The sequence below is a fragment of the Leucobacter sp. BZR 635 genome (genome assembly GCF_048061935.2).
GTDB lineage: Bacteria > Actinomycetota > Actinomycetes > Actinomycetales > Microbacteriaceae > Leucobacter.
This window is the reverse complement of record NZ_JBLUNZ020000028.1, coordinates 53,566-79,259: the sequence shown is the minus strand read 5'-3', so window position 1 is coordinate 79,259 and position 25,694 is coordinate 53,566. Positions and strand designations below refer to the sequence as shown.

Annotated in this window: 24 protein-coding genes, 1 tRNA gene and 1 riboswitch; of the genes, 8 read left to right on the top strand and 17 right to left on the bottom strand. The window is 66.1% G+C overall.

The features are described from left to right. Positions 1 to 6: 6 nt before the first annotated feature. Together ACI1US_RS05525 and ACI1US_RS05520 are read left to right on the top strand one after the other, a co-directional pair. Positions 7 to 1,410: an ABC transporter ATP-binding protein gene (locus ACI1US_RS05525; RefSeq protein ID WP_461638812.1), complete on the top strand. Its 1,404-nt coding sequence runs from the start codon at positions 7 to 9 to the stop codon at positions 1,408 to 1,410. A gap of 122 nt (positions 1,411 to 1,532) precedes the next feature. Next, positions 1,533 to 1,832 carry a hypothetical protein gene (locus tag ACI1US_RS05520; protein ID WP_461638810.1) on the top strand — a complete coding sequence of 100 codons (300 nt, stop codon included), beginning with the start codon at positions 1,533 to 1,535 and terminating at the stop codon, positions 1,830 to 1,832. A 69-nt stretch (positions 1,833 to 1,901) separates the two neighbouring features. Here the strand turns inward: ACI1US_RS05520 and ACI1US_RS05515 are convergent, their stop codons facing one another. From ACI1US_RS05515 to ACI1US_RS05470, 10 genes are all read right to left on the bottom strand, one after another. Beyond that, positions 1,902 to 2,795 carry a CorA family divalent cation transporter gene (locus ACI1US_RS05515; protein WP_461638808.1) on the bottom strand — a complete coding sequence of 298 codons (894 nt, stop codon included), beginning with the start codon at positions 2,793 to 2,795 and terminating at the stop codon, positions 1,902 to 1,904. Then, the gene (locus ACI1US_RS05510; RefSeq protein WP_461638806.1) at positions 2,792 to 3,739 is read right to left on the bottom strand and encodes a CorA family divalent cation transporter; all 948 of its coding nucleotides are present in this window, start codon (positions 3,737 to 3,739) and stop codon (positions 2,792 to 2,794) included. Before ACI1US_RS05510 ends, ACI1US_RS05515 begins: the two co-directional genes overlap by 4 nt. Before the next feature lie 62 nt (positions 3,740 to 3,801). Continuing rightward, positions 3,802 to 4,068, bottom strand: a complete 267-nt coding sequence (locus ACI1US_RS05505; protein ID WP_461638804.1) for a hypothetical protein — start codon at positions 4,066 to 4,068, stop codon at positions 3,802 to 3,804. Between the two features lie 36 nt (positions 4,069 to 4,104). After that, complete coding sequence (locus ACI1US_RS05500; RefSeq protein WP_461638802.1) at positions 4,105 to 5,055, bottom strand: CorA family divalent cation transporter; 951 nt, start codon at positions 5,053 to 5,055, stop codon at positions 4,105 to 4,107. 48 nt (positions 5,056 to 5,103) lie between these two features. Further along, entirely contained in the window at positions 5,104 to 5,433 is a 330-nt protein-coding gene (locus ACI1US_RS05495) for a hypothetical protein (RefSeq protein ID WP_461638800.1), read from the bottom strand. 48 nt (positions 5,434 to 5,481) lie between these two features. Beyond that, positions 5,482 to 5,648, bottom strand: a riboswitch (M-box (ykoK) riboswitch). A 78-nt stretch (positions 5,649 to 5,726) separates the two neighbouring features. Then, positions 5,727 to 6,533, bottom strand: a complete 807-nt coding sequence (locus ACI1US_RS05490) for a TIGR03084 family metal-binding protein (RefSeq protein WP_461638798.1) — start codon at positions 6,531 to 6,533, stop codon at positions 5,727 to 5,729. A gap of 259 nt (positions 6,534 to 6,792) precedes the next feature. Then, a tRNA-Arg gene (locus ACI1US_RS05485) sits at positions 6,793 to 6,865 on the bottom strand. A gap of 451 nt (positions 6,866 to 7,316) precedes the next feature. Then, positions 7,317 to 8,066, bottom strand: a complete 750-nt coding sequence (locus tag ACI1US_RS05480; protein ID WP_461638796.1) for an NlpC/P60 family protein — start codon at positions 8,064 to 8,066, stop codon at positions 7,317 to 7,319. Positions 8,067 to 8,190: 124 nt separating this feature from the next. After that, positions 8,191 to 9,543: an NADP-specific glutamate dehydrogenase gene (gene gdhA / locus ACI1US_RS05475; protein ID WP_416549862.1), complete on the bottom strand. Its 1,353-nt coding sequence runs from the start codon at positions 9,541 to 9,543 to the stop codon at positions 8,191 to 8,193. Between the two features lie 99 nt (positions 9,544 to 9,642). Further along, the gene (locus tag ACI1US_RS05470; RefSeq protein WP_416549863.1) at positions 9,643 to 10,332 is read right to left on the bottom strand and encodes a metal-dependent transcriptional regulator; all 690 of its coding nucleotides are present in this window, start codon (positions 10,330 to 10,332) and stop codon (positions 9,643 to 9,645) included. A 160-nt stretch (positions 10,333 to 10,492) separates the two neighbouring features. On the opposite strand from ACI1US_RS05470, the gene serC reads away from it, so the two are divergent. Beyond that, positions 10,493 to 11,617: a phosphoserine transaminase gene (serC, locus tag ACI1US_RS05465; protein ID WP_416549864.1), complete on the top strand. Its 1,125-nt coding sequence runs from the start codon at positions 10,493 to 10,495 to the stop codon at positions 11,615 to 11,617. Between the two features lie 85 nt (positions 11,618 to 11,702). Here serC and rlmB read toward each other — a convergent pair whose 3' ends face one another. The 3 genes from rlmB to phoU are packed head-to-tail and all read right to left on the bottom strand — an operon-like array spanning position 11,703 to position 14,900. Next, positions 11,703 to 12,719 carry a 23S rRNA (guanosine(2251)-2'-O)-methyltransferase RlmB gene (gene rlmB, locus ACI1US_RS05460; RefSeq protein ID WP_416549865.1) on the bottom strand — a complete coding sequence of 339 codons (1,017 nt, stop codon included), beginning with the start codon at positions 12,717 to 12,719 and terminating at the stop codon, positions 11,703 to 11,705. Beyond that, positions 12,716 to 14,200 (bottom strand): cysteine--tRNA ligase, encoded by a 1,485-nt coding sequence (cysS, locus tag ACI1US_RS05455; RefSeq protein ID WP_416549866.1) that lies wholly within the window; start codon positions 14,198 to 14,200, stop codon positions 12,716 to 12,718. Before cysS ends, rlmB begins: the two co-directional genes overlap by 4 nt. Before the next feature lie 58 nt (positions 14,201 to 14,258). After that, on the bottom strand, positions 14,259 to 14,900 hold the full coding sequence (gene phoU / locus ACI1US_RS05450; RefSeq protein ID WP_416549867.1) for a phosphate signaling complex protein PhoU: 642 nt from the start codon (positions 14,898 to 14,900) through the stop codon (positions 14,259 to 14,261). Between the two features lie 137 nt (positions 14,901 to 15,037). Between phoU and ACI1US_RS05445 the strand changes: the two genes are divergently transcribed. The 3 genes from ACI1US_RS05445 (at position 15,038) to ACI1US_RS05435 (ending at position 18,873) form a co-directional block, all read left to right on the top strand. Beyond that, on the top strand, positions 15,038 to 16,150 hold the full coding sequence (locus ACI1US_RS05445; protein ID WP_416549868.1) for a sensor histidine kinase: 1,113 nt from the start codon (positions 15,038 to 15,040) through the stop codon (positions 16,148 to 16,150). After that, positions 16,150 to 16,845, top strand: a complete 696-nt coding sequence (locus ACI1US_RS05440) for a response regulator (protein ID WP_416549869.1) — start codon at positions 16,150 to 16,152, stop codon at positions 16,843 to 16,845. The genes ACI1US_RS05445 and ACI1US_RS05440 overlap by 1 nt, the downstream gene beginning before the upstream one ends. 561 nt (positions 16,846 to 17,406) lie before the next feature. Continuing rightward, a complete protein-coding gene (locus ACI1US_RS05435) occupies positions 17,407 to 18,873 on the top strand; it encodes an HNH endonuclease signature motif containing protein (RefSeq protein ID WP_461638791.1) in 1,467 nt (488 codons plus the stop codon). Between the two features lie 588 nt (positions 18,874 to 19,461). On the opposite strand, the gene ACI1US_RS05430 is transcribed toward ACI1US_RS05435, so the two are convergent. Continuing rightward, positions 19,462 to 20,085, bottom strand: coding sequence for a DNA modification methylase (locus tag ACI1US_RS05430; RefSeq protein ID WP_461638789.1), 624 nt, complete (start codon positions 20,083 to 20,085; stop codon positions 19,462 to 19,464). 179 nt (positions 20,086 to 20,264) lie between these two features. On the opposite strand from ACI1US_RS05430, the gene ACI1US_RS05425 reads away from it, so the two are divergent. Continuing rightward, positions 20,265 to 20,750, top strand: coding sequence for a CarD family transcriptional regulator (locus tag ACI1US_RS05425; RefSeq protein WP_042544077.1), 486 nt, complete (start codon positions 20,265 to 20,267; stop codon positions 20,748 to 20,750). Between the two features lie 143 nt (positions 20,751 to 20,893). On the opposite strand, the gene ACI1US_RS05420 is transcribed toward ACI1US_RS05425, so the two are convergent. The 3 genes from ACI1US_RS05420 to ACI1US_RS05410 form a co-directional block, all read right to left on the bottom strand. Continuing rightward, positions 20,894 to 21,244, bottom strand: coding sequence for a hypothetical protein (locus ACI1US_RS05420; protein WP_461638787.1), 351 nt, complete (start codon positions 21,242 to 21,244; stop codon positions 20,894 to 20,896). Between the two features lie 52 nt (positions 21,245 to 21,296). Continuing rightward, entirely contained in the window at positions 21,297 to 22,235 is a 939-nt protein-coding gene (locus ACI1US_RS05415) for an alpha/beta hydrolase family protein (protein ID WP_461638785.1), read from the bottom strand. Between the two features lie 135 nt (positions 22,236 to 22,370). Beyond that, positions 22,371 to 24,134, bottom strand: coding sequence for a proline--tRNA ligase (locus tag ACI1US_RS05410; protein WP_416549870.1), 1,764 nt, complete (start codon positions 24,132 to 24,134; stop codon positions 22,371 to 22,373). Positions 24,135 to 24,162: 28 nt separating this feature from the next. On the opposite strand from ACI1US_RS05410, the gene ACI1US_RS05405 reads away from it, so the two are divergent. After that, positions 24,163 to 25,683 carry a phospholipid carrier-dependent glycosyltransferase gene (locus ACI1US_RS05405; RefSeq protein WP_461638782.1) on the top strand — a complete coding sequence of 507 codons (1,521 nt, stop codon included), beginning with the start codon at positions 24,163 to 24,165 and terminating at the stop codon, positions 25,681 to 25,683. The last annotated feature ends 11 nt before the right edge of the window (positions 25,684 to 25,694 follow it).

Below are 25,694 nucleotides of genomic sequence, written 5' to 3'. Positions count from 1 at the left end.
TCTCCTATGACACACGTATTCAGTACTCAACCGCCCGGCCGCGTCCTCGTGAGCGCCGAGGGCGTTGCGAAGTCGTTTGCCTCGGCCGACGGCGGCAGCCTGCGGGTGCTCGAGGGGGTGAACCTCACGATTCGCGAGGGCGAGATCGTCGCGCTGCTCGGCAGGTCAGGCTCTGGCAAGTCGACGCTGCTGCGCGTGCTCGCGGGGCTCATCCCGCCGTCAGCTGGCGACGTGCGCTACCGCGGCGTGCCGCTCGAGCAGGCAGACCCCGCGGTCGCCATGGTGTTTCAGTCGTTCGCGCTGATGCCCTGGCTCACCGTGCTCGAGAACGTCGAGCTCGGGCTGCGCGCCGCGGGCGTGCCTCGGGCCGAGCGCACGCAGCGGGCGGTCGACGCGATCGACGCGATCGGGCTCGACGGCTTCGAAACGGCGTACCCACGGGAGCTGTCGGGCGGCATGGCGCAGCGCGTCGGCTTCGCGCGGGCATTCGTGCAGCGGCCAGATCTCCTGCTCATGGACGAGCCGTTCTCGGCGCTCGACGTGCTCACCGGCGAGAACCTCCGCAGCGAGCTCATGAAGGTGTGGGGAGAGCGCGAGCTCGCGGGCCAGAGCATCTGCATCGTGACGCACAGCATCGAGGAGGCCGTGCAGCTCGCGGACCGGGTGCTCGTGCTGGGGGGCACGCCGGGGTCGATCCAGGCGGAGATCCCGATCCACGTTCCCCGGCCACGCGACAAGCGCAGCCCGACGTTCCAATCGGCGGTGGATCACCTCTACGCGCTGCTCACCGGCAAGCCAGAGGGGTCACAGGCCGCCGGCGCGCCGCCTGGCCCGCTCACCCACCCGCTGCCAGAGGCGACGAGTGGTGGGCTCGCAGGGCTCATCGAGATCGTGGTCGCCCACGGCGGGCAGACTGATCTCCCCGATCTCGCAGACGAGCTTTCGTTCGACATCGACGATCTGCTGCCGCTCGTCGACGCCGCGAGCATGCTCGGGCTCCTCACTGTCGATGGCGCGCAGAGCTTCATCACCGACGCAGGCTTCGCTTGGCACTGGGCGGGGATCCACGAGAGCAAGACCAGCTTCGCGGAGCTCGCGGTCGCCCACGCGCCACTCGTGCGCACGATCGTGAAAGCGCTCGAGAACAGCGACACCGGCACGCTCCGCGCGGACTTCTTCCGCGATCTGCTGCGCCGCGGCTTCAACGAACGCGACGCGGATCGCCAGCTCACCCTCGCGATCGACTGGGGGCGCTACGGCGAGCTCTTCGACTTCGATGCGGACACCGATGAGCTCGTGCTGTCGGAGGTTGCGACGGGGCTGAGCGCGCTGCTGGGCCCTGAGGGGGCTGACCCAGAGGGGGCCGGGCCGGAGGATCAGGGCCCGCCAGGAGCGCGCCCCACAGGTTAACGCCGCAATCACCCCCTCCACAGTTGCGTGATTGCGCAAATGAACTAGCATTGAAGTGGTTCCGCACCGCGGGCCCACGCGCGCTGCCCGCAGCCCGCCCACTTCTTTCAACGGAGGCACACATGCGCCACTCAATCTGGTTGACACACTCCGGCATCGGCCGCCCCGCGAACACCGACGGCATCGTCGGCCAGCCGCACGACCCCGCCATCACTCACCAACCCGTCCGCGCCTCGACGCGGCTCTGGGTGCGATCCCTCCTCGGCTTCGTCGCCATGCTGCTGCTACTCGCTTCGGCCATAGAGCTCGTCGCGGTGCTCATCACGCCAGGAGACGCCTCAGTGCCAGTCGGAGTGGCTGGGATCTGCGTCGCGGTGGCGATCCTCTGCGCCCTCGCGCTGACCCGGGGCAGGCGGCGCTAACCCCCCGAACGCAGACAGCGGGCGGAGCGACGATGTGTCGCTCCGCCCGCTGTCTGCTTCTCAGCCCAGCTACCGCAGCTGGCCGGCCCGCTTGACCGTGTAGATCGGGATCACCGCAAGGAAGAACACCCCGACAATCTGCACCCAGCTCGAGTACTCCCAACTGAGCTCCGGCATGAACTCGTAGTTCTGCCCGTACCAGTTGATGAGCGTCGTCCCGGGAATGAGGATCGCCCAGAGCACCGTGAAGATCTTCACAATATTCAGGTCACTCGTCGAGATCTGCTGCGAAACCCCCTGCGAGAGGAAGCGGTGGCGATCCACCACGAACTCGACGCGCCGCGTAAGCGCGTCACCCTGCTGCACAAGGCCGTCGATCTGCGCACGAGCGAGTCCCGACGCGGGGCTCCGCGCGTCACGCCGCAACAGCCTGGCGAGCTGCGTGAGCCCGGCCGCCGAAGAAGCGATGTGCGAGAGCGCATCATCAATGTCGACGAGCATCTCGCTCACTCGCGGCAGGTCGCTCACCCCGAGGCTTCGGGTCTCTGCCGCCCGCGCCGCCGCCGCAAGCGGTGCCCGCACGAGATTGATGTCGGACTCGACATACGCGAGGGCGTCTGCGCTCGACTGAAACCCGGCTTGCACGATCGCAAACCACGCCTCATAGTGGCCATCGCCGCTGGGCTCCGACCACTGCAACCGCGCCTCGACGTCCTGCAGCATCGGGATCCCACCGCCCGGCTCGACGGTGATGATCTGCCCTGCACCCACAATAACCGTGAGCTCGTAGACGTGGGCGGAGCGCCCGGCAGCTGCGACGAACTTCACGGGCAGTCGGGTCTCCGACTCCTCGCCATAGTCACGCATCCGCTTCGCAACCATGCGCTCGGCGGTCTCGAAATCGTCCGGCGTATCGAGGAAGACGCGGGTCCACGTCTCCCGCGTGATGCTGCGCACGCTCATCGCAACCACCCCTTCCGCTTGATATAGGCGAGCGGCACGAGCGCGAAGAGCGCCGTCGTTCCCATGACGAACCACTCGCCCCACGACAGCGCGAGCTCCGGCATGTTCGCGAAGTTCTGCCCGTAGTAGGCGGCGATGAGGGTCGGCGGGGTGAACACTGCGGTGACGACCGTGAACACCTTGATGATCTGGTTCTGCTTGAGATCGAGGGTGGTCATCAGCGACTGCTGAATGTTGCGCACCTTCGCGTGCTGAAAGCGGGCGTGCCTGCGCCCACCCTGAATATCCGAGAGCGTCGTCGAATAGTCGAGCTCGATGTCGCCGCCACCGCGCCGCACCCACCGGGCCGCCCGCTCGAGCATGAGCTGGCCCTGCACCGTGCGGGCGATGAGCTCCTCAGCCCCGCCGAGCAGCACCGCCGTCTGTGCGATGTCTGCGACACCAACCTGGCGGCCCTCGAGCTTAAAGCCGCCACTGCTGTCGACCGCCTGCCCCGCGAGCTGCGTGAGCACCTGCGAGATCTGGGCTACCGTCTCCTGCGTCGCGTCGTTGAGCTCCTCGAGAATGACGATGAGTGCATCCCGGCTCGCCGGGGTCTCGTCGCTCCTGGCAAGCAGATCCTGTGCGCGCCGCAGCGCCTCAATCGGGTGATCAGGCTCAACGGTGATGAGCAGCTCCGGCGTGAAGGCGATGAGGATCTGCGCCGACGAAAACGAGGTGCCCTCGTGCGCGTCAGCGTCGCGGTCAGGCAGCGGCAGGTCGAGGGGCAACAGCACGAAGCTCTGCTCCTCAACCGCGTGCCGCACCGGGCGCGTGAGATTCAGGCCGTACTGGCGGTGAATGTTCGCGAGCATGATCTGGTCAGACGCACGGACCCTCAGCCAGCCGTGTCGGGGAAGCTGGTGCGCGTCTACCTGCGCGCCACTAACTGTGTTCTCTTGCATGGTCACACTTTCAACTGGGAGACCGAGGCGCGTGGCGCCCCGATCCAAAAACTATGGGTGGGTTACCCGAGCGTGAGCCCGAACAGGTGCAGGCCCGCGAAACACGCGATGATGCCGGCGTAGAGCACGACAACGGCCCAGATAATCTCCTTCTCAATCTTCGAGCTGCCACGCTTGCGGAAGTTCTCGCTGCCCGCTGCGGGCTCTGCGGCGATGTCGCCACCCAGGTGGTGAACGTCGATGCGTGAACTCCAGGCAACTGGGTTCGACTGGTCCGCCGAATACGCCGAGTTCGACTGCTGAATATCGTCCTGGTTCTTAACTGACATTGGTCATTCCTTGTCTAGAGGTGTGAAAAATTTGGCCTAGCGCAGCCAGCCGCGACGCCGCACATAGATCAGCGGCGCGAGCGCGAAGATGAAGCTGAGCACGATGATCATCGGCTCGGCGTACTGCCAGCCGAGGATCGGCATGTGCTCGAAGTTCATGCTGTAGTAGGTCGATAGCAGCATGACCGGCAGGAACACCGCGGTCACCACGGAGAACACCTTGATGATCTGGTTCTGCTTGACGTTCAGCGCCAGGTTGTTTGTCTGCTGCAGCAGGCGAACACGGTCGTGCACGAACTCGATGTGCGGCTCGATCGCCTCGATGTCTTCGATCAGCCGACCGAGGTCGGTGCGAGTTGCGAGCCCCAGGCCCCACATCTTCGCGCGCAAGTGCCTCGCCGCCTCGGCGAGCGCGAGCTGGCTTTCCATGCAGTGCGAAAGGAGCGATTCCATATCGGCGAGCTCCTGCTGCGTGAACGTCACATCGCTCACGCCGAACTCGCGCGACTTCTTCGCCTCGAGGCTCTCGAGAATTGCACCGGTTTCCATCATCATGCGCTCGGTTCCGTGACTCATCGCGCTCACGAGCTCATCTGTAGTATCCGCGATGGCCTGCAGGAGGCTCGCCGCGATCTCCACCGCTGAGTCATTCTCACGGCCGTCGCGCTCCATTCGTGCGTGAGCGAGATCGAGCGCGGCGGCTGACCCGCTCGGCTCGACAGTGACGACGCTGCTCTCGCCGACGGCGACCATGATGCGAACCGTGTTGTAGCCCCCATCGGTGTGCGCCACGTATGACACCGGGAGGTAGCTAAAGCCGTTTTGCGTGTTGAAGGCAACAGCGGCAGCGTCTTGAAAGTCCACGCCGTGCGCCTCGCGAAGCTCCGTGTATGCCCGCGGGTTTTCGCCCCGCACGCGCTGCCAGCGCCCGCCATTCAGCGACTCAACGCCGACCTCGAGCGTGGCTGTTCCGTGCTCATTATTCATTGGTTTCACTTCCTGATTTGACTGATCCCGGCGCGGCTCTGGCGCTGGCTATCCCTCGTCCTTGTAAAAGCTGCCGTGAGTGCCTGACGTCGAGGAGGTCTTCGTCTCGAGGTCGTAGTTGATCCCGTGCAGCACGGCGGTGACACCGAGCATGATGAGGCTGCTCACCAGCACCATTCGCGTCGTGAACCGCTCATACCTGGTCGCGCGCCGCTTGTGCGCTCGCGCCGGGGCCGGGGCCGCAAAGAATTTGCTCCGCCACCTGATCGGGCCGCCCGCGGGGAGCACCTGCGTCACGGGCCAATCGGGCCCGGGCTCCCGTTCTGCGAGGGATCCCGCCCTCACCGGCAGGGTTGGTTCGTACAGTGCTGTGCGCATACCGCTTGTTCCTCTCAGGGCACGCCAAATGAGCCCGTGGGCTCGGGAAACGCGCTTCCATGTCAGAGCTTCGGCATTGCATGACGTAGTCGTGGTGCAGCCACCTTGGGCGACCCCCTTAAGCCGAGGGTGCCTGTCCTAACCTTGGGCATCTCTCGATGTCGTCAGATCAGTGGCCTGTGTTCATGCAAGAGCCTCACCGAACGAAGCGCACTCCCAACACTATCGACACTCAATCACTTGCGCAAGTATTCGTTTATTTTCGCGAGTTGCGCCCGCGACTTCGCTCCGCGCTAGTGCGCGTGCCAGGCGAGCCGCTCCCCCGGCCGAGGGCCATTTGTCGGAACCCCGCCGAAGGCCTGCGCGATCCGCATCCACCTGGCAGCCCCCTCGCCGGCGACCTCCAGCTCGACGTCCGCGACATTCCTGCGCTGCGTCACCACCGCGGCAAAGCCCCACGCCGCCCCGACAACCCGCTCGGGGGCGCCCTCCGGGCCGAACGCCATCTTCTCGCCACCGGGAAGCTCCAGCTCCACTCGCACCGGGCGCTCGGGCAGTGGGATCCGCCGCGCACGGAACGACGCCTCGCGCGTCCGGATCCCCATGCGCGCCACCGTGGGCAACGCCGCCGGATCCGGCAACTCCTCCCCGAGCGCGTCGAACACATCCAGGCTGTGGGCCCAGGTCTCGACCGTCCGTGCGGCGACCATGGTCCGAGGTAGCACGGGAGGCCCCAGCCACGTGATGCGCTGCTTGGGCGCAGCCCGCGAGAGCGCCTCACGCAGCGCCTCCCTGCCTGCCCGCCACTCCTCGAGCAGCTGCGGCACGGGCACAGCTGCTCGCTCGCGCGCGCCACGGTCGACAAACCCGCTCGCCCCGTCAGTCTCCATCCGACCGACGGACTGCGCAAACGCGGGATCCTGCCGCAGCGCCTGCAGCGCCATTGCATCACTCCAGGCGAGGTGCCCGATCTGGTGGGAGATATTCCACCCCCTTGCGGGGGTGGGCCGCAGCCAGCGGCGGGGCGGCAACGCCCCGACCGCCTCATCCAACACCTTGGCCGCGTCGTCGAGCACTGCCAGTGCACGCGTAATATCCATTTCGACACTCCTCCGCCTTGAGCAGCTACCGATGCGGGGCTCGCGACCCGAATGGGCCAGCGCAGTTCGCGCCTCAGCCACAGCTCCAGCCGCAGTCTCAGCCTCGCAACATTAGAGACAACTGTATGACAAAATCGCCACGAAGGCTTGTCAGAGTTTGCTGCGAAGATTTCGTCGATTGCGCAGCCCGCCGCGTGGGGCCGTGCGCTGACTGAAATGCGTGGGAAGACCTGCGAGCCGGGGCTCGTGAAGCTTGGAGTGCCCTGGAGAGGAATCGAACCTCCGACATCTTCTTTAGGAGAGAAGCGCTCTATCCACTGAGCTACCAAGGCCGGCTGCGCCGAGACGGCGCCAAGCAACGAGTCTAGCGCACTCGAGCCCCCGCCCAACTGCCCCGTTTAATCTATTCCGACTCCAAATCTGCCCGCACAACACTCGGAATAGAAAAAGAGGGGCGTTGAGGAAACTCCGCGATCCTCCGCCTCGCAGCATCGCCGCCTCGCCGCCCGTAGCCTGGCACCCGCGGCCCGCGGCCAGGAGAAAGCTCTCGGCCTCAGGCCGCTCTGGGGCCTCTCGCGGCCGCAAAGGCCTCCCTGCCACCCGAACACGAGAGCGGCCATCCGCAGCTGCGAAACAGCCTTTCCGACCCGTGTGCGCCGGGAAGAGCCTTATACGGCCCGCGGAAGGGTCGGAGTAGATAAAACGGGGCAGTGGGGGCGGCGGGCCGGGCGCACAAAAAAGGGGCGCAGCCCGAAAGCTGCGCCCCTTCTCACAATGAGCTTATTAGCTCATGCGTACTACCTGCGAGGGGTACTGGCCCCAGACGCTGATCTCGTCGACAACGGTGGTGCCACCGCTCCAGCCGCCGTGCACTGCCTGGCCGCCGCCAGCGTACACTGCGACGTGCGGGTTGCCCGGCCAGACAAGGATGTCGCCGGGTGCGAGTGCGGTCACGCCGTGCTCGTAGCTCACGGTCGCGCCGTAGCGGCTGAAGTCGTTCACGCCGTGGTCGTAGCCACCTGCGTCGCGACGCTCAACCAGGCCGATGCCTGCAAGAGCGTTCTGCACGAGGTCGGTGCAGTCCTGGCTCACGCCCACCTGCGCAAGCGCTGCGGCAACGAGGCCGCTTGCGCCCTCGCCTGCGGGAACTACGGGAGCTGCCGGAGCAGCAGCCTTTGCATCGCCCTTGGCGTCAGCCTTCGCAGCCTCGAGCTGCTTTGCGCGCTCCTCAGCCTCGGCGAGCAGCTTTTCGCGCTCTTCCTTCTCGGCGACGGTGGTGTCGACCTCGAGCGGCACGCTGTCCATCTTGACGAGCGAAGGGCCAGCAGTAATCTTGATCGTCTGCGTCTCGGCGACTACTGCGGCCGGAGCCTCCGGCTCGTTGAACGCGTAGGCCGGGAGGGCCAGCGTTCCGAACATTGCGAAGGTGAACACGGCTGCGCCGCCCACACGTGCGATCTTCTTGACCTTTACCTTGGACGATGCTGCGGGTGCGGTCGCAGCTACGACCTCGGTACCTGGCTGCTGATTCACGAAATATCTACCTCACGTTGGCGCTTATTTACGGCCCTGAAACGGCCGTGAAGCTAAGACTTGGACAAGCCTAACCGAACATCACGAAATTGTCACGCTTCGGTTACGGACTGAAACTGGACCTTTAGATCACGCCCTGCTCGAGCATTGCTTGGGCGACGGTGACGAAGCCCGCTGAGTTTGCGCCGAGCACGTAGTCTCCGGGCTTGCCGTAGCGTTCGGACGCGGAGTAGCAGAGCTCGTGCACGTCACGCATGATCTCGTGCAAGCGGTTCTCGCTCTTGTCGAAGTCCCAGCGCGAGCGCGCAGCGTTCTGGCTCATCTCCAGCGCAGACGTCGCAACACCGCCGGCATTCGCGGCCTTACCGGGCGCAAACAGCACCCCGGCGCTCTGCAGCAGTTCGATAGCCTCCGGAGTGGTCGGCATGTTCGCGCCCTCGGCGACGGCGACGACACCGTTCTTCAGCAGCACCCGGACGCCGGCCGCATCGAGCTCGTTCTGAGTCGCGCAGGGGAACGCAAGTTCACCGCGCACGTCCCAGACGCTGCCGCCCTCGACGAAGTGCGCGCTCGGGCGACGCTCAGCGTATTCGGAGATTCGCGCGCGCTCAGTTTCCTTGACCTGCTTCAGCAGGTCGACGTCGATTCCGGCTTCGTCGACGATGTAGCCGCTCGAATCAGACGCCGTGATCGCGCGACCGCCGAGCTGCTGCACCTTCTCAATGACGTAGATCGCGACGTTGCCCGATCCAGACACAACTGCACGGCGCCCCGCGACGCCCTCGCCGGCGCGCGCGAGCATCTCCTCAGCAAAGAAGACTGCACCGTAGCCGGTTGCCTCGGTACGCACCTCGGCACCGCCCCAGCCCTTGCCTTTGCCGGTGAGCACGCCGGACTCGTAGCGGTGCGTGAGACGGCGGTACTGCCCGAAGAGGAACCCGATCTCGCGGGCCCCCACACCGATATCGCCCGCGGGTACGTCAGTGTGCTCGCCAATGTAGTGGACGAGCTCAGTCATGTAGGCCTGGCAAAACCGCATCACCTCAGCGTCACTCTTGCCTGCGGGGTCGAAGTCTGAACCGCCTTTGCCACCGCCGATGCGCTGCGAGGTGAGCGCGTTCTTGAAGACCTGCTCGAATCCGAGAAACTTCACCACCGAGAGGTTCACGCTCGGGTGGAAACGCAGTCCTCCCTTATAGGGGCCGAGCGCTGCGTTGAACTGCACGCGGTAGCCGCGGTTGACCTGCACCTTGCCGCGGTCGTCGACCCAGGGCACGCGAAACAGGATCTGCCGCTCAGGCTCAACAAGTCGTTCGAGGATCCCGCCCTCAATGTACTCCGGGTGCTCTTCGAGCACGGGTGCCAGTGTTTCGAGCACCTCGCGGGCGGCCTGAAGGAATTCGGGCTCTCCCTGGTTACGATGTTCAACAGCTTCAAGTACGGCGCCTAGGTGCGCCTCAGGCGTGGGAAGTGACAATGCTGTCTCCTCGGGGTATCAGCTCCATATGTTCATGGGCTCGCCAAAATAGGGCGATTTCGAACGTCTAAGAAATACAGACCTCAGACGCCGCCTCATCTATGAGACGAAAATGTGTGCCGCCATCTCCACGGGAATGTCGATAGCATCACTGTTCCCTTCCACCTCGACTCGAACAACGTCGCCGGTGCGGGTGAAAGAAGCTGTGTTGCCGGGGAGCACCCCAGCTGCCGAGAGCTGCGCGAGGAGCTCCGGCTCGTTTTGTGCGGGCTCAGCAAGGCGGCGGATCGTCGCCCGTGCCGGAGCGTGTGGCTGCGCGAGCCACTCGGTAATGCCGAGCTGGTTGCGGTCGGTTGCCGGTGCGGGTCGAACGCCGAGCTCTTCAAGCCCCGGAATGCGGTTGCCGTAGGGCGACACCGTGGGGCGATCGAGGATGCTCAGCAGCTTCAGCTCGACCTGCTCGCTCATCACGTGTTCCCAGCGGCACGCCTCTTCGTGCACGAACTCCCATTCGAGTCCGATGACATCGGCGAGTAGCCGCTCGGCCAGCCGGTGCTTCCGCATGACGCGGATCGCGCGAGCGCGGCCTTCCTCGGTGAACTCCAGCTGCCGGTCGTCGGTGACGACGACGAGGCCGAGGCGCTCCATGCGCGCAATTGTCTGCGAAACCGTCGGCCCTGAGTGGCTCAGGCGCTCAGAGATGCGCGCGCGCAGCGGCACGATGCCTTCTTCCTCGAGTTCGAGGATTGTTCGAAGGTACATCTCGGTAGTGTCAATCAGATCCGTCAATGTATACCCCACCAGCCGTCTGCGTAGCCCCAGCTTACGACATCTCGCGCCTCTCCTCACGCAAGAGTCCAGCCAGCCGAGCCAAGGATTACGCCACACAGGCCGGAATCGCGGGGTCGTATGGCGATGTGCGCCCCCTTTACTCTCTAGAATTGGCCTTATGGCCGCCATTGAACTCCCTTCATCACTCATCCCCGCAGACGGTCGTTTCGGCTGCGGGCCCTCGAAGATTCGTGACGAACAGCTCGCGTTCCTGTCGAGCCTCCAGCCTTCGGTGCTCGGCACCTCGCACCGTCAGGCTCCCGTGAAGGATCTCGTGGGCAGCATCCGCTCCGGCCTGCTCGACCTGTTCCGGGCACCCGAGGGATACGAGATCCTGCTCGCGAACGGCGGGGCGACCTCGTTCTGGGATTCCGCCGTCCACTCGCTGATCTCCCGTCGCAGCCAGCACCTCACCTTCGGTGAGTTTGGCGCGAAGTTCGGGATCGCCGCCGCAGCAGCCCCGTTCCTTGAAGAGCCGGTGATCCGCCAGGCAGAAGCGGGATCGCGTTCCGATCTCCTCCCGCAGGCAGGAATCGACGTCTACGCATACCCGCACAACGAAACCTCGACCGGCGTCATGGCTGAGGTTCGCCGTGCGGCGGGCGAGGGCGTCGACGCTGGCGCGCTCACGGTTGTCGACGCGACGAGCGCGGCAGGCGGCATCGATTTCGACGCCTCCGAGACCGACGTGTACTACTTCTCGCCGCAGAAGAACTTCGCCTCCGACGGCGGCCTGTGGTTCGCGCTCGTCTCCCCCGCTGCGATCGAGCGGATCGAGCGCCAGACCAATGGTGACCGCTACATTCCCGAGTCGCTGAACCTCTCGGGCGCGGTCTCGAACTCGCGCCTAAACCAGACGCTGAATACCCCTGCCCTTGCGACGCTCGCGCTCATGGACGAGCAGGTGCGGTGGATCAACGAGAGCGGCGGGCTCTCCTGGGCGTCTGCGCGCACCGCCGAGTCCTCCGGCGTGCTCTACGACTGGGCCGAGCAGTCAGATGTCGCGACCCCGTTCGTCACCGATCCCGCGCACCGCTCGCAGGTCGTCGCGACGATCGACTTCGATGACTCGATCGACGCATCGGCGATCTCGAAGGCGCTGCGCGCAAACGGCATCGTCGACACCGAGCCGTACCGCAAGCTGGGCCGCAACCAGCTGCGCATTGCGACCTTCACCGCGATCGATCCCGACGACGTGCGTACGCTCACGGGCGCAATCGACTACATCCTCGAGCGGCTGTAGCCCGGCTCAGCCCGACAACGAGAGAAGGCCTCCTGCAATTTGCAGGAGGCCTTCTCTCGTTGTGACCGCGCGCAGGCGGCGGAGACTACTCGGCTGCTGCGGACTCCGCAGCCTCAACGGCGCGGAGCTTCGACACCTCGTAGAGGGCGACAGAAGCTGCGATGCCGGCGTTGAGCGACTCGGTCACTGCCGAGATCGGGATCGACACGATCGCGTCGCAGGTCTCGGTGACGAGGCGGGACAGGCCCTTGCCCTCACTGCCGACGACGATCACGAGCGGGCGTCCGGCGAGGTCAAGACCGGGCAGACTGACGTCGCCGTCACCGTCGAGGCCGACAACGAAGAGTCCCTGCTTCTTCAGCTCCTTGAGCGTCTGCGTCAGGTTCGACGCCCGTGCGACGGGAATGCGGGCCGCGGCACCGGCCGAGGTCTTCCACGAGGCGGAGTTCAGGCTCGCCGTGCGTCGCTGCGGCACGATGACGCCCTGGCCGCCAAACGCGCCGACGGAGCGGATGATCGCGCCGAGGTTGCGCGGGTCGGTGACGCCGTCGAGCGCGACGAACAGCGGGGTCTCCCCGCGGTCGAGGGTGTCCTCGAGCAGATCCATCGGATGCGCGTACTCCATCGGCGGCACCTTGAGCACGATGCCCTGGTGCACGGTCTCGCGATCCGTCATGCGGTCGAGCTCTTGGCGCATGACCTCGAGCACGGCGACGCCGCGGTTCGTCGCGATCCGCATGATCTCGCGGACGCGATCGTCCATCTCGATGCGTGCCGCGATGTACAGCGTGGTCGCCGGAATCTTGGTGCGCAGAGCCTCAAGCACGGCATTACGGCCGGTCACGAGCTCCGACTCGTCGGTCTTCCGGCTGCTCGGGCCGCGCCCGCCACCGCCGCCGGCACCGCCCTGATGGCGTGCCTTAGCGGCCTCGTAGCGCTCGCGCGCTGCCTTCGCCTTTGCGGCGGGGTGATACTCGCGGTCCTCGGCGCGAGGCGTCGGGCCGCGGCCCTCGAGCGCCTGGCGACCCTGACCCCCCGAACCGACGCCCTTACCGAGCCCCTTCTTGCGTACGGCGCCTGTGCGCCCCTTCTTATTGCTCATATGAGACTCCAGCGGGTTCCGTTCGGATTGTCTTCAAGGATGATTCCAGCACCAGCAAGGCGATCGCGGATCGCGTCACTCGTGGCGAAGTCTTTGTGTGCGCGTGCATCGGCACGCTGCTCGATGAGGCCGACAATAAGCGCATCGAGCGCGGTGTCGGCAGCGGCGTTCCCAGAAGCCGCGCCCCATACACTATCGCGTGGATCGAGTCCAAGCACATCGAGCATCGCAACGACCTCGATTGCGCGGTGCAGCAGCTCGTCGCCGTCACCCGCATCGATCGCGGTGTTCCCGGCGCGGACTGCCTCATGCAGCACCGCAAGCGCCTGCGGAATCGAAAAGTCATCGAGCATCGCGGCGGTGAACTCCGCGGGCAGCGAATCCACGGTTGCGGCCCCGTCCAGCGGCGCGAGGTACAGCTCTGCGGCGGCTTCGCCCGCCGCGCGATCCTCTGCTGCAGCAACCATGTATTCCTCGGCGCGGGCCAGGAATCCCTCGATCCGTTCGAAGGCCGCAGCGGCCTCGTCGAGCGAGCCCGCCGAGTACTCGAGGGTCGAGCGGTAGTGCGCGGAGCCCAGGAAGTACCGCAGCACGATCGGGCGGGCGCTGCCCAACAGATCCGCCGCGAACAGCGAGTTGCCGAGCGACTTCGACATCTTCTGGCCGCCCGTGTTCACGAGCCCGTTGTGGATCCAGTGGCGCGCGAAGCCCTGCCCCGCGGCGCGCGACTGGGCGAGCTCGTTCTCGTGGTGCGGGAAGCGAAGGTCGAGCCCGCCGCCGTGAATGTCAAAGGAGTCGCCGAGGTAGCGCGCAGCCATCGCCGAGCACTCGATGTGCCAGCCCGGGCGTCCAACGCCCCACGGCGACGGCCACGAGGCCGACTCGGGTTCGGTGTCGCGGTGCGCCTTCCAGAGCGCGAAGTCACGCGGATCCCGCTTGCCGACCGGCTCGGAATCGGCCGCGTCCTCCATCTGGTCGCGCTGCTGCCTGGTGAGCGAGCCGTAGCTCGGCCACGAGCCGGTGTCGAAGTAGACGCTCGCCGTGCCATCGTTTGCCTGGTAGGCGTGGCCGCGCTTGATGAGCTGCTCGATGAGCCGGATCATCTCGCCAATGTTCGCGGTCGCCCGCGGCTCGTACGTGGGAGCGAGCACACCGAGCGCGTCGTAGGCGTCGGTGAACTCCCGCTCGACCCGATAGGCAAGCGCCCACCACTGCTCGGATCCACCGGCCTCAGCCGCGATGCGCGCGTTGTCGAGGATCTTGTCGTCGATATCCGTGACATTGCGAATCAGGGTCACGTCGTGACCGGTCGCGCGGAACCAGCGGCGCATCTGGTCGTAGACCAGGGCGCTTCTCAGGTGGCCGATGTGCGGCGACGACTGCACGGTCGGTCCACAGACGTAGATCCCGACCGTGCCCGCATGCTGCGGGACGAAGTCGACTACTGCCTGTTCGTGCGTGTCGTAGATGCGTTGAGTCACGCCACCAGTCTACTGTTTACGCCCCTGGGGCCCGTGAACGTTTCGCGCGAGCGACGAGCTACGCGAGCTCCCCCGAGAAGAAGAACTGCATCTGCCGCGAAACGCCGACCGCGTGATCGCCGAAACGCTCGTGGTAGCGGCTGGCGAGCGTCGCGTCGACAAGCCCGAGGGCGTCGGCGTTCACCTTGTCGCTGAGCATCTTCGTGAAGACCTTCGCGTGCAGCTTATCGAGGTCGTCTTCGAGGTCGCGGATCTCGAGGATGATCGCGGGATCCTGCTCGCGGAGCAACCGGACCACGGCCTCAGCCATCTCCACGTCGAGCGCACCCATCTTCGTGAACGTCTTCCGCAGCCCCTTCGGGATTGCGCTGTCCGGGTACCGGTAGCGCGCGAGCTCGGCGATGTGCTCGGCGAGGTCACTCATGCGCTCAAGCTCTGCGCTCATGCGGAGCGAGGCGACGACGAGCCGGAGGTCTGAGGCGACCGGCGACTGCCGAAGCAGGATGTCGAACGCGAGCTCATCGAGCGAGAGCGACAGGGCGTCGATCTCTTCCGAGCGCTCAATAGCTTGCTCGGCGAGCTCGGCGTCCGAGTTGCCGAACGCGGTCGTCGCATCGCTGATCGATGATTCGACGAGCTCTGCCATCAGAGCGAGCCGCTCCTGCAACTCACTCAGCGACTGCTGAAATACTGCGCGCATGATGTCCTTTCGTGGCCAACCTCTTGCGTACTTACTTTCCCCCGCCTCGGTGAACTAGCCGTCACTACAAGGTAAACAGTGAGCGAACTCTTCACTACCCCGTGCGCGGATGGATCACTGCCGTTTACGATGAAGACATGCTCCCGCTTGCCGAGCTTCCGAAGCTCCACGGCCTTCCCGAGACCGCGACCGCGATCCTCGATGGGCTCGACGTATTCGCCGTGATCCTCGACCGCGACCTCAGGGCCATCTATGCCAACGATGTTGCCCGCCGCAGCGAGACCCCGACCGAGCTTGGACTGCTCCGCACCATCGAGTTCCAGCACCGCGCGCGGCAGGTCCTCGAGACCGGCGTGCACTCGCACCGCGACCCGCACCCGGATGATCCCGGCGCGCCGGTGCGCACGCACGTTATTCGCGTCGAGCAGGAATTCCTTGTCGTTATCGCGGAGGATCTCGGCGCCGCCCAACGGCTCACCGCAATGCGCCGGGACTTCATCGCGAACGTCTCGCACGAGCTGAAGACGCCGATCGCCGCCGTCGGTCTGCTCGCCGAAGCGGTGAAGGAAGCGGCCGACGATCCCGAGCTCGTGCGCGAGTTCGCCGCGAGCCTCGTGAAGGAGTCGAAGCGCCTTGCCGATCTGTCGCGCGACATCATCCAGCTCTCGGAGGCGCAGTCGACGCTGCGGCCGGAACACCTCGAGGAGGTGGATCTGCGCACGGTCGTCGACGAGGAGGTCGACGCGCACGAGAGCTTCGCTGAGCGCCGCGGGGTGGATCTCATCTTCATCGACAGCTCGAACCCGAAGCGCACGGCTGCGATCCAGGGGCGCGCAAGCGCAATCTCGAGCTCAGTGGCGAACATTCTCAGCAACGCGATCCGGCACTCCCCCGCGGGCGCATCAGTGCGGATCCGCATCGCCCACAAGAAGCGGCACTTCACCGTCACCATCACCGACACCGGCCCCGGCATCCCCGCCGAGCACCTCGAGCGTATCTTCGAGCGGTTCTACCGCGTCGACGGCGCCCGCAGTCGCGAGGATGGCGGCACGGGCCTCGGCTTGAGCATCGCACGGCACTCGCTGCGCGCGCACGGCGGCGACGTCACCGTTCGATCCACCCCCGGTGAGGGGTCGCGATTCACGCTCTCATTCCCCCTCAACGACATTCCCAAGAAGAAGCGGGCCAAGCGCGTGAAGCGCACCCGCAAGGCCCTCCAGCAGCTCACAGACACGAAAGGACGCGCATAGTGTCCCCAAATATTCTCCTCGTCGAAGACGAAGAGTCCATCTCGAAGCCACTCGCTTTTCTCCTCGAACGCGAGGGATACAGCGTCACGGTCGTCGACGATGGCAACGACGCGGTGCGCGCGTTCACAGCGAACGGAGCAGACCTCGTGCTGCTCGACCTCATGCTGCCGGGCCTTCCCGGTACTGAGGTATGCCGTGAGATCCGGCAGCGTTCGCAGGTGCCCATCATCATGCTCACCGCCAAGGACAGCGAAATCGACATCGTCGTGGGGCTCGAGCTCGGGGCAGACGATTACGTCACCAAGCCTTACTCGACACGTGAGCTCCTCGCCCGGGTGCGCGCGGCGCTGCGGCGCGCGGTTCCCACGGAGGGAGCGGAGACCGAGGAGGACGACAGCGGGGCGCTCGAGTCCAACGGGATCCGCCTCGACACCGATCGGCACACCGTGACCGTGCGCGGCACCGAAATCGCGATGCCGCTGCGTGAGTTCGAGCTGCTCGAGCTCCTCATGCGGCACAGCGGGCGCGTGCTCACCCGTGGCCAGCTCATCGACCGTGTCTGGGGCAGCGACTACTACGGCGACACGAAGACGCTCGACGTGCACGTGAAGCGCGTGCGCTCCCGCATCGAGGAGGAGCCGGCGCAGCCCAAGCTCATCTCGACGGTGCGCGGCGTCGGCTACCGCTTCGGCTAGACCGGCCTGCTGCCCCTCTACACCCCCGTTTAATCCTGCATGAGCTTTGCACGGCCCTCGTTCGGGTCGGAAAGGATTAAACGGGGTCAATAGGGTTCCGAGTGGGGTGCCGCGGCGCGGTTGCGGGATTCTCTGATCTTCGCAATTGGCCGTTCAGCGCTTAGGCCCGGGCCACCCTGCTTCAGCCCGGGGCCGGGGCCGGAGCGCACCTGTCGAGATTCGTGCTTGGGGCTGCCGCGGGTGCTTCGCGCCCTTGCCCTGTAGGGCGGGTGCGCCCGGGCCGTGTGTGTTTCACGGCTCCCAAGGTGCTTCGTCGGGCCTGGTTGTGGTGGCGTTCTGATGGCTCAAGCTGGGTCGCGCTCATGACGGCCTTTCGGGGAGATTCGTAGCTACCGCCCACGCGTTCTCGAAGAGCCACAAACACGGTGATTCCTGGTCGCCTCCCTGAGGACCCACAGGGGTGTCATCAATGGCGAAGAGATTCAAAATCTTTTTCGAAAGATTCTATTTTGGGCCACATTTGAGGGCTTAAATGTCAGAGGTGCGTGTTTGACTACCGTCATGAAAGCGAAGCCGCAGATCCGGGACGAGGCCATCACTGGCCTCGAAGACGCGACGCGCGCGATCCGCGTCGCGGAAGCATCCCGCCTCGAGCATCTCGCACGCGGATACGCAGCGGTCACGGGCGGCGAAATGGCAACACGGGCCTACATCACTGAAGCAGCGCTCGCGCTCGGGGTGTCCGAACCGCGCGTCGCATCCATGCTCGGTCTTGCAGTGTTCCTCATCGACACTTACCGCGACACTCACGCACTCGTCCTCACTGGTGAGATCTCACTGCGGCATGCGGAGATCATCACTGACGCGGGCATGGTCATCACGAACGTCACCGCGACCGGCGTTGACCAGGCAGCGATCGCCCTCGCTCTCGAGCAGGACAAGCTCGCAGAACAGCGCCGTCACGCGTACGAGCAAGAGGTGTTGGTGTATGCGCGTGAGCTCACCCCGAACCGGTTACGCCCGGTCGCGAAACGGCTGGCTGAGCGGTGGGCGGTTGAGCCGATCGAGGTGCGGCAGGCGCGTGAGGCGAAGAAGCGGCGTGTGACGGTCGTGCAGCTGGGTGAGGGCATGGCAGAGCTGCGCGCCTACCTGCCCGCAGTGCAAGCCCTCGGGCTGTACGACCGGCTGACACGTATGGGTCGGGCGGTGAAGCGGGGCCTCATCCCAGCACCAGCCAGCCCAGACGCAGTAACTCCTGGTGCTGAGCAGTCGGAACCCGCTGCCCTCGAGGCGGGCCAGCCAGGCGAAGCAGGCAAAGCTGCCGATACGCGTGGGCTCGACGAGCTGCGGGCTGATGCGTTCTACGCGCTCCTCAGCCGCGACCCCTTCGACGCCGCCGAAGCAGCAGCCCACAACACCGGGGCAGACCTGCAGGGGCGGGTGCAGCTCGTCCTCACCGCAGCAGGCGTCGACGCCTTGCTCGCTACCCATGGCGGTACCATCATCCGAGACAGCAGCATGCCGGCAGGCGGCGTGAAGTGTGAGCTGAAGGGGTACGGGCCGATCGATATCGAGTCAGTACGGCCGCTCATTGCCGGCCGGCAGCAGTGGGACCTCGTCACGGTCTGCACCCACACAGGAACTGTCATCAGAACGGATACGTACCGGCCGAATAAGTCACAGGAGCGGTTCCTCGTCGCTCGTGACGGGCACTGCAGGTTCCCCGGCTGTGTCTCCCCGGTGTACCGATCCGAAATCGACCACACGATCGACGCAGCCCTCGGCGGGCCCACAGCTACCGACAACCTGGCACATTTGTGTCGCAGCCACCACACGTTGAAAGGCAACTCGGACTGGACCGTGCGACAGTTCGCGGGCGGAGTGCTGGAGTGGACCGCGCCGTCCGGGCGCATCCACATCGACAGGCCACGGGATCTACTCCCGGAACACCGAGCATCAAGGCACACACCTCAACGCAAGGTCAGATTCAAAGCTGTAGTCAAAGAGCCAGACCTACATCCTTTCTAACTCCCCGATACACAGCGGCAGCCCCAAGCAGCGACCGCTGCCCATGTGGCCCCGCAAATTTGAAGCTCTAGTGGCGAGCGACGTCGGCACCGCGGAGCTGCGAAATGCGCACAGCCCGGGGGCACCTTCCCCCATGGCAAGGGTGCGAAGCATCCGCGGCAGCCACGAGCACGAACACCGGCACGGACGCTCCGCTCCAGGCCTGAAGCGGAGCGTCCTGGGCCGCAGCACTTTAGGAACTCCCCTGACCGACGAAGCCCTACAGTCGCTCCATCGAGCAACACGACTGCGAGGTAGCCGGGCACGTGACCGCTACCGGTCGCGGCGCGTAGGCCATCCAACATGAAGCGCCCGTTTCATCCTCTACGAGCCTTGCACGGCCTGAACAAGAGTCGGGGAGGATTAAACGGGGGTGGGGAGCGGCGGTAGGCGGCGGAACATCAGCGCGGGCACTGGCACTGAGTCAGGGGGGCCGAGCGTCAGCGCGGGTATGCGACCCGAGCCCGGTACGCGCACCGTCCCCGATACGCAAAACGGGCACCCGGCGAGAAAACTCGCGGGGTGCCCGTTTGTGATGCTGAAACGTGCTTAGCCAGCCTTGGTGGCAGCTGCAGCTTCCTCAGTGACGCGCTTGGTGAACTCTTCGACGGTCTCGCCAGCAGCCTTTGCTGCATCAGCAATTTCTGCCTCGGTCATCTTCGCGATATCAGCAATCTCGCCGAGCTGGGAAGCCCCTGCTGCGAGCACGTACTGCTGGTACTCCTTGAGCGTGCCGTCAAGCAGCGGAATGAACTCGACGAGATCACCCGTGCCGTTGATAGTGAAGTACGTCTTGACGGTCTGACCTGCCTGCAGGTCAGCGAGCGAGGTGACAAGCACCTGCTCATCGGCTTCGGGGTTACCGAACGAGGTGGTGCCCTCGGGAGCCAGGAACTCGAGGGTCGCGTCTGCGCCCTCGCTCTTCATGTTCAGCGAAACCTGAGCGGGCGCACCCGTCTCGTTCACCGAGGTGAATACGAGGTTGAAATTCTTGCCGGTCTCGTCAGCGACAAGCATGATGTTGCGAAGCGCAACGCCTTCCGAGGTGACCTGCACGCCATCACTCGGAGCGTACTCGACACCCGTAGCGTTGTGCGCGATGAGGCTGCATCCGCTCATGCCGAGCGTGAGCGCTGCTGCAAGTGCAACCGATGCGGCGATCCGATTCTTCAAGAGGGCCTCCGAGCCGTGTATGAACTAAAACGTGCGCGCCAGACGCACGCAGACCTACAGCAATACTACCTCTCGCGCGGGGCGCTTGCGACCCGGAGTGGCGGAGTCGCAAGATACACCGGTTTCCAGACAGTGAGCTGTGGTATTCTAGTGGTTGGTTTAACACAAGGAGCAACTCGATGCAATTTGAGGTCGGAGAGACCGTCGTCTACCCCCACCACGGCGCAGCCAAGATCATCGAGGTGAAGAAGCGCAAACTCGGCGGCGAGGAAAAGCTCTTCCTGAAGCTTCAGGTCGATCAGGGTGACCTGACGATCGAGGTGCCCGCAGAGAACTGCGACCTCGTTGGCGTCCGTGACGTCATCGACCAGGAGGGCCTCAAGGAGGTGTTCGAGGTGCTTCGCACTCCGTTCACTGAGGAGCCCACCAACTGGTCACGTCGATTTAAGGCAAACACCGAGAAGCTTGCTTCCGGCGATGTCATCAAGGTGTCAGAGGTCGTCCGCGACCTGTGGCGCCGCGACCAGGAAGTACGCTCGCTCTCCGCAGGAGAGAAGCGCATGCTTGCTAAGGCCCGTCAGATTCTCGTTTCCGAGCTCGCGCTCGCCGAGAAGACCGATGAGGAGAAGGCCGGCCTGATCCTCGACGAGGTTCTCGCTTCCTAAAGTTCAGCACCAGATAGTTCTTGCGCTGCGCGCAACACAATGGCCCCGATCGTGCACTGCACGGTCGGGGCCATTGGTCTGTGTGGGGATGAGGATCGCTGCCGGGCCCCCAGACACGATCAGCCACGCGCGGCTAGGCCCGGTTAAGCGCGGCGGAGGTCGTCTGGGCTCGGCTCCTGGAGTGTTCTGCGCTCGTTGAACAGCTTCGGGTGTCCGTAGTCGGCGTAGCTTACGGTCACCTCTCCCGGGCGCGCCTCCACGATCTGCACGGTCACCCACTCGCCGCCCTCCCGCGCCTCCCAGCGGTCGGCGAGGTAACCAAGCCCGTGATCCAGCAGGAAGCCACGAGCGGCCTCAGCGCTGCGCGGCGTAGCCAGGGGCAGGCCGAACACCGCACACGGCACCCATCCCCCGTCAGTAACCTGGCGCAGCATCCCAATCAGCTCACCGTCGTCTCGGCGCACCTCGGCCGTTTCACCATGCTGCTGCGTCATGCGTGTTCCTCTTGCTCATGTCGTGCCGCCGGGCGGCTGATCCGGTGAGGCGTCACCCGCCGCCGCAACGCTCGCCGAGCCCGCGCCCCGCAAGCCAATCGGCAGACCGGCCCCAGAGCGGCTCCCTGAAGCGTTCGTGAAAGACACCGAGGTGCCCGATTTCGGTCGCCCCGAGCGCTGCGGGTGACAGGCTGCAGCGCGCAATGCGGGCCTCTGGGAGATACTGCAGCAGCCGCTCAGTCGCCTCAGGCGTCGCGAAGGGATCATCGGTAGCCGACACCGCGAGCACGTCGAGCTTGAGGCCGGCGACGCGATCCATCACCGCCCTGCCGTCGCGACCGAGCGTGTCAGCGAAGTCGCTGCGCCCCCGCGCCCAGTCGAACGCGACCCCGCGAGGGATGTCCTCCATCCAGCCGAGCCTGCGGCCCGGCAGGTAGCCTGCGGCCGCGGCAATCACTGGCATCGCAACGTGCCACCGCAGCAGCGCCCGCGGGCTGCGGGCCGCATAGTCACGCCAGTGCGCGTGCTGCGCACCGTACATGAGTACGCGATCGATCCCTGCCGCGCGAGGGGCGGTACACACCCCGATGCCGCCGAAGCTGTGGCCGACGGCCACGATCCTTCGCCCTGGCCCGTCAACCTCTGCCCAGCCGATGACGGCGTCGATGTCGAGCGTCCCCCACTCGCGCCAGTGGGCGCGCATGGCCCTGAGGCCAACAGCGCCGCCGGGCGGCGCGGACCGCGCGACACCACGATAGTCGGCGACGACGGCTCGGAAACCGCGAGAGGCAAGGAAGTCGGCGTAGCGCCAGTAGTAGGAGGCCTTCGCGCCGGTCGCGGTGGTGATGACCGCGGTGATCCCGAGGTCGTGCTGTGGGCTCGGCCGGAATGCTCTGCCCGAGAGTTCGTACCCGTCAGCGCACCTGATGACGACGTCGAGGCCGGGCCGGCCGGCTGAGGTTCGTGCTGCTGCTCGTTCGCCCGTGCTCACACTCGCCTCCGTTGGTTGTGCGCCATCGTAGCCGAGGGAGGTAGAAAGCGTCTGGGATCGACGCTGGCTACGCCACCCCCTCACGGAAGTGGCACGGCGAGCGTCGATCCCAGACCGAACCCAGAGCAGCGAGCCTTAGGAGAAGAGCGCGGGCACCTCCGCCAGCGCGACCTTCTCCTTCGTGCCTGCCGCGCGATCCCACACCTCGGCGAAGCCCTCTGCGGCATCGCGGCCGACGACGACCACGCGCGGCACCCCGATGAGCTCGGCGTCGCCGAACTTCACGCCGGGCGACACCTTCGGGCGGTCGTCGAATATGATCTCGACGCCGCTGGCGGCGAGCGTGCCCACGAGCGACTCGGCGATCTCGAGGATCGCGGGATCCTTACCGGTCGCAACGACATGCACGTCGAACGGCGCGATGTTGCGGGGCCAGACGAGACCGCGGTCGTCGTTGTTGATCTCGGCGAGCGCCGCGAGGATGCGGGTGACGCCGATGCCATACGAGCCCATGGTCACGGTGACAAGCTTGCCGTTCTCGTCGAGCACCTTCAGGCCGAGGGCCTCAGCGTACTTGCGGCCAAGCTGGAAGACGTGGCCGATCTCCATGCCGCGGGCGGTCTCGATGGGGCCCGAGCCGTCGGGCGCGGGGTCGCCCTCGCGCACCGTCGCGATGTCTGCGACGCCGTCTGCGGTGAAGTCGCGGCCAGCGACGAGGAACGCGACGTGCTTCTCGTGCTCGTTCGCGCCGGTCACCCACTCGGTGCCGGGCACCACGCGGGGATCGAGCAGGTAACGCACGCCGCTCGAGCCCTCAAGCCCGAGCACGGAGGCATCTGCGGTTCCCGGCCCGATGTAGCCCTTGACGAGGCCCGGGTGCTTCGCGAAGTCTGCGGCACTTGCGGGCTCGACCTCGCAGTTCGGGAAGGCAACCTCGACGCGCTTCATATCCGCGTCGCGGTCGCCCGGGATGCCGATGACGACGAGCGAGCGCTCGCCCTCGAGATCGGTCACCGCAAGGACGACGTTCTTCAGCGTATCTGCGGCGGCCCAGGCGCGGCCGTCAGCGCGGGGCATGACCGCGTTCGCGTGGGCGACGAGCGTCTCGATCGTCGGAGTATTGGGCGAGTCGAAGACCTCGGCCGCGGGCAGCCCCTCGATGGGGAGCGCCTCGGGCACGGGGGTCGCATACGCCTCGACGTTTGCCGCGTAGCCGCCGGCCGAGCGCACGAAGGTGTCCTCGCCGATCGCGATCGGCAGCAGGAACTCCTCGGAGCGCGACCCGCCCATCGCACCGGCGTCAGCCGAGACGATCACGTAGTCGAGACCGAGGCGAGTGAAGATGCGCTCGTAGGCGTCGCGCTGCTTCTGGTAGCTCTCGTTCAGGCCCTCGTCGGTGGTGTCAAACGAGTACGCGTCTTTCATCGTGAACTCGCGCCCGCGCAGCAGGCCCGCGCGGGGCCGCACCTCGTCGCGGTACTTGTCCTGGATCTGGAAGAGCTGCAGCGGCAGATCCTTGTACGAGGTGACGATGTCTTTCACGAGCACCGTGAATGCTTCCTCGTGCGTGGGGGCGAGGAGGTGGTCGGCGCCGTGCCGATCCTTCAGGCGGAACATATCGTCGCCGTACTCTTCCCAACGACCGGTCGCCTCATACGGCTCGCGCGGCAGCATTGCGGGGAAGTGCACCTCGTGGGCACCCGCCGCCGCCATCTCCTCGCGCACGATCTGCTCGATCTTCGCCTTCACCCGCAGGCCGAGTGGCAGCCACGCGAACACGCCTGGCGACTGGCGCCGGATGTAGCCGGCGCGCAGCAGCAGTTTGTGGCTACGGGCCTCCTCGTCAGAGGGGTCTTCGCGCAGAGTCTTGAGAAAGTATGAGCTGAGCCGTGTGATCACACTCCCATGCTAGCCGTAGGCTGGGCACATGCCCGTCAGATTGCACAGGCGTTCCCGCGTATTCGCCGCCGTCGGTGTCTTCGCTGTGCTTGCGCTGGCTGGGATCCTCCGCTTTTGGGCGCTCGGCCGCCCGGGCACGCTCGTGTTCGACGAGATCTACTACGTGCGCGACGCGATCACGCAGCTCGCGCACGGCTTCCCGACCGTCTGGCCGGACGATGATCCGCTCATGGGGGCGGCTGCCACCGGGGAGGCGTCGTTCGAGGTGCACCCGCCGCTCGGCAAGTGGATCATTGCCCTCGGCCTGCTCGTCTTCGGCGACGACTCCGGGTGGGGCTGGCGCGCAGGGGTGGCGCTCACGGGCGTTGCGACGGTCGGGCTGACGATGCTGCTCGCGAAGTGGATCAGTCGCTCCGGCGGCGTCGCGATCCTCGCCGGGCTGCTGCTCGCCCTCGACGGCGTGCACGTGGTACTCACGCGCGTCGGCCTGCTCGACGGTGTGCTCACCTTCTTCGTGGTACTCGGCGCGCTCTGCATGTGGCGCGATCACGAGTGGGTCGTTGCCCGCACCCGTTTCACTCGGCTCGGCGTGAATGTGCTGTGGGCGCGGCCGTGGCTGTTCGCCGCGGCGGTGGCGTTCGGGGGCGCGGCCGCTGTGAAGTGGTCGGGGCTCTACCCGCTCGCGTTCTTCCTGCTGCTCACGGCGGCGCGGGATACGCTCGTGCGCGTGGTCGCGGCGAACGAGGCCAGGAGGTCGCTCGGCCTCACCGCTGACCTCGCCGTGCACCGGCACGCGAGCCCGGCGCGGGCGTGGGGTCGCGCGGCGCGGCAGGCCCTCGCGACCGGGCTCGTCGCGCTCCCGACCGCGGGGGCGTTCTACGTCGCGAGCTGGGCGGGGTGGATCGCAACCTCGGGCGGCTGGGGCCGCGGCGACGGGACGTGGATCGCGGGCCTCGGGAAGTACCACGCCGACATGCTCGCGTGGCACGCGACGCTGTCTGCCCCGCATCCCTACCAGGCGCACCCGCTCACGTGGCCGCTCGGGCTCAAGCCGACCGCCATGTTTCACGAGAAACTCGACGACGGCCTCGTCTCGGTGATCTCTCCCCTGCCGAACCTGCTCGTCACCTGGGGCGGGGTGCTCGCGCTCCTCGTACTCGGGTGGTGGCTCGTGCGCGCGCTAAGGCGCCCGCGGCAGCTGGTGCGCAGCAGACGGCTCCTCGGGGCAGGCGCCTACGCTGCGGCGTTCGTGCTCACCGGCTACCTCTCGGGCTGGCTACCGTGGGTGCTCACGTTCTCGCGATCCGCGGTCTTCCAGTTCTACGCCGTCGTCCTCACCCCGTTCTCGGCGCTCGCGCTCGCGCTCGTCATCGGGTTCCTGTACCGGCGGCGGGGCGACCGGGAGACGGTCGCGGGGCGCAGGATCGCGATCTGGATCTTTATCGCGGCCGCCATCATCGTGTCGCTGCTGTTCTTCCCGGTCTGGTCAGGGACCCCGGTGAGCGAGGGGTTCTGGCGCTGGCACCTGTGGGTGCCGGGCTGGGCCTAGTGCGCCCTGAG

Bases quoted from the DNA above. Each gene is read 5' to 3' on its own strand.
- ACI1US_RS05525 (WP_461638812.1), top strand. From the start codon at position 7: ATGACACACGTATTCAGTACTCAACCGCCCGGCCGCGTCCTCGTGAGC.
- ACI1US_RS05520 (WP_461638810.1), top strand. From the start codon at position 1,533: ATGCGCCACTCAATCTGGTTGACACACTCCGGCATCGGCCGCCCCGCG.
- ACI1US_RS05515 (WP_461638808.1), bottom strand. From the start codon at position 2,795: ATGAGCGTGCGCAGCATCACGCGGGAGACGTGGACCCGCGTCTTCCTC.
- ACI1US_RS05510 (WP_461638806.1), bottom strand. From the start codon at position 3,739: ATGCAAGAGAACACAGTTAGTGGCGCGCAGGTAGACGCGCACCAGCTT.
- ACI1US_RS05505 (WP_461638804.1), bottom strand. From the start codon at position 4,068: ATGTCAGTTAAGAACCAGGACGATATTCAGCAGTCGAACTCGGCGTAT.
- ACI1US_RS05500 (WP_461638802.1), bottom strand. From the start codon at position 5,055: ATGAATAATGAGCACGGAACAGCCACGCTCGAGGTCGGCGTTGAGTCG.
- ACI1US_RS05495 (WP_461638800.1), bottom strand. From the start codon at position 5,433: ATGCGCACAGCACTGTACGAACCAACCCTGCCGGTGAGGGCGGGATCC.
- ACI1US_RS05490 (WP_461638798.1), bottom strand. From the start codon at position 6,533: ATGGATATTACGCGTGCACTGGCAGTGCTCGACGACGCGGCCAAGGTG.
- serC (WP_416549864.1), top strand. From the start codon at position 10,493: ATGGCCGCCATTGAACTCCCTTCATCACTCATCCCCGCAGACGGTCGT.
- rlmB (WP_416549865.1), bottom strand. From the start codon at position 12,719: ATGAGCAATAAGAAGGGGCGCACAGGCGCCGTACGCAAGAAGGGGCTC.
- phoU (WP_416549867.1), bottom strand. From the start codon at position 14,900: ATGCGCGCAGTATTTCAGCAGTCGCTGAGTGAGTTGCAGGAGCGGCTC.
- ACI1US_RS05445 (WP_416549868.1), top strand. From the start codon at position 15,038: ATGCTCCCGCTTGCCGAGCTTCCGAAGCTCCACGGCCTTCCCGAGACC.
- ACI1US_RS05435 (WP_461638791.1), top strand. From the start codon at position 17,407: ATGAAAGCGAAGCCGCAGATCCGGGACGAGGCCATCACTGGCCTCGAA.
- ACI1US_RS05425 (WP_042544077.1), top strand. From the start codon at position 20,265: ATGCAATTTGAGGTCGGAGAGACCGTCGTCTACCCCCACCACGGCGCA.
- ACI1US_RS05420 (WP_461638787.1), bottom strand. From the start codon at position 21,244: ATGACGCAGCAGCATGGTGAAACGGCCGAGGTGCGCCGAGACGACGGT.
- ACI1US_RS05405 (WP_461638782.1), top strand. From the start codon at position 24,163: ATGCCCGTCAGATTGCACAGGCGTTCCCGCGTATTCGCCGCCGTCGGT.